Source organism: Microcystis sp. M49636_WE2, assembly GCF_030065375.1.
In the GTDB taxonomy this organism is placed as follows: domain Bacteria; phylum Cyanobacteriota; class Cyanobacteriia; order Cyanobacteriales; family Microcystaceae; genus Microcystis; species Microcystis aeruginosa_C.
The window spans coordinates 1-2,349 of the sequence record NZ_JASJFG010000661.1 but is presented as its reverse complement, the minus strand read 5'-3'; the positions used below and the strand labels follow the sequence as shown (position 1 = coordinate 2,349).

Annotated in this window: 3 protein-coding genes; 2 read left to right on the top strand and 1 reads right to left on the bottom strand. The window is 41.7% G+C overall.

Features of this window, described 5'->3' with window-relative positions:
* Both PX484_RS15300 and PX484_RS15295 read left to right on the top strand, forming a co-directional pair.
* On the top strand, nt 1–481 hold a 481-nt coding region (locus PX484_RS15300; RefSeq protein ID WP_288104555.1), incomplete at its 5' end, for a hypothetical protein.
* 222 nt (nt 482–703) lie between these two features.
* On the top strand, nt 704–1,522 hold the full coding sequence (locus PX484_RS15295; RefSeq protein WP_287671147.1) for a transglutaminase-like domain-containing protein: 819 nt from the start codon (nt 704–706) through the stop codon (nt 1,520–1,522).
* Nucleotides 1,523–1,712: 190 nt separating this feature from the next.
* Here the strand turns inward: PX484_RS15295 and PX484_RS15290 are convergent.
* A partial coding sequence (locus tag PX484_RS15290; protein WP_288104552.1) for a DUF8623 domain-containing protein occupies nt 1,713–2,349 on the bottom strand: 637 nt, incomplete at its 5' end.

The following is a 2,349-nucleotide window of genomic DNA, read 5'->3' as shown; positions in this document are numbered from 1 at the left end:
TTTAGATAGAGATTTAGACGATAACGCCGAAAATTATATTATTAACTCTGTGGATGAATTCCCCCTAAATACCCCCCTTAAATTAGTCTTTTATCTTCCCAGTAACGAACAGAATACCGCCCGACATCTGTTACCCTCAGCCTTACATAACTATTTTGACTATCGCCAACAGGGAGAACAAAGAAAATTACGCACAATTTGGCGACAGGGACGCATATCTTTGCTAATTGGTCTCTCCTTTCTTTTTGTTTGTTTGAGTCTCAGCGAATTAATTAGTCGTTTTGGCAGCGCTACATTTATTCACTTCTTAGAAGAAGGATTATTAATCAGTGGTTGGGTGGCTCTCTGGCGACCTTTAGAAATTTTTCTTTACGAATGGTGGCCTGTCAGTTATCAACAAAAAATTTTTGCTAAACTAGCCTACATCCCCATTGAAATCCGTCTCTTAGAGGAACCATCCACCCCAGACTCTTTTCGATAGAGCTAATCCTGCCGATGGCTTGTCTTCAAAGTTACAAAGCTTTTAGTTGAGGCGGTTTATAATAAAAGTAACTCTGTACAAAGCTTATCGGTTTTCAGCTTGGCTATTACTTTCTCCTCAAACTTTTAACTAAGTAGTCGGGCCTAACTTTTTTCAGTCTGGCGATTATTGGCGTTTCATCCCGACAAATCCTGACAAAATTTCATTTAGATAGGAGTCCTAATGTTAATCCGTGTTGGTTATGAATTTGGCTTTGATGCACCCTTACCCGTGGTCATGTTGTTAAAACTTTATCTACACCCCTCAATTTTAAATCAAGTTAGACAATCGGAAAATTTGCAGGTGGAACCAGCAACAAAAATAGAAGAATTTTTAGATAGCTTCGGTAATCGAACCAGTCGTCTAATTTTACCCGACGGACAGATTCGCATTCACAATGAAGCGGTTATCGAGAATGAATGGAAACCCGACATCGTTAATTGGAATGCCCAAGAAATTCCCTTAGCAGAGTTACCAACCCAAGTTTTTCCCTACTTAATGAGTAGCCGTTATTGTGAAGTAGATTTGCTTTCGGAAATTGCCTGGGAACTTTTCGGACAAACTCCCCCCGGTTGGGCAAGAGTACAAGCGGTTTGTGATTGGGTTCATAGTCACATTCGTTTTGGTTACGAATACGCGAGGGTGACAAAAACCGCCTATGATGTCTATCGGGAAAGAACGGGGGTTTGTCGCGATTTTAACCATCTAGCTTTGACTTTTTGCCGTTGCCTAAATATTCCTGCCCGTTATGCCTCTGGATATCTCGGAGATATCGGTATTTCTCCCCAACCTCTACCGATGGATTTTAGTGCTTGGTTTGAAGTTTATTTAGACCATCAATGGTACACTTTTGATGCTCGTCATAACACCCCCAGAATCGGGCGAATTTTAATGACTCGCGGCTTAGATGCCGTCGATGCTTCCCTAACAACTTCTTTTGGTCAAGTAAATTTAACAAAATTTAAAGTATGGACGAGCGATGTTTCCCATCTCTATGCTTAATCAGAGTAAGCGGCCCGCGCATTTAAATTGCTTGTTGAGATGAGGCACTCTTGCAACAGTAAAGGGATTGGGGGAGATTCAGCTAATCTAAGGATAGGCAGTTAAAATGCGTCTTAGCTTAAAACCCCCACCCGACTCCCTACACCCTACACCCCACCAACAAGCTTTTTCAGCAAAACCCAGATAAAAATTACTTTTCTACCTTCACCCGTTGAGTAACGACAACAATCCCATCGCCTTGGATTAAAATCGCCGATAACCAGCGATTTTCCGGTGTTGCTGGGGCCGTTACCCGCTTAAATAAACCGCCGGACTGTAATAATTCCAATTCTAGAGGCTTTGTATTAATATAGCGCTCAATATCTACTTTCTCATCGATCGCCGCTCCGGCCAATAAATCATCCCCCAAAGGTTCGCGGACAATCACATCAAAATCAAATTCTTCACCCACTTTCACCCTTTCCGGAATTCTCACTTGAATACTGGGGGGATTTTTGCCAGTGCTTAACTCAACTCTCTCGCTTAAAATTTCCTGATAAACCAGTTTATTACCTTGAAATTGTTGACGAGAACGAATCGTAGCATTCATTCCCACCACTCGTCCCTGCACCTTTCCCGTCCCGGTAATTTTAGTAATTGTATTGGCCGTTAACTTGTCCCCGGAACGACTCCAAGATTCGAGAGTTGTGGTGTATTGTAGATTGTTATAACGTTCCCAAAAATGAGTTAAAGCCTTTTTAGTTTTTTCGTAGGTCAAGCCATCGGAGTTAGTAAATTTCGGACTATAAAACTCCATTAATTGCTTGAGATTTCGCTCATTAGCCGCC

Bases quoted from the DNA above. Each gene is read 5' to 3' on its own strand.
- PX484_RS15295 (WP_287671147.1), top strand. From the start codon at position 704: ATGTTAATCCGTGTTGGTTATGAATTTGGCTTTGATGCACCCTTACCC.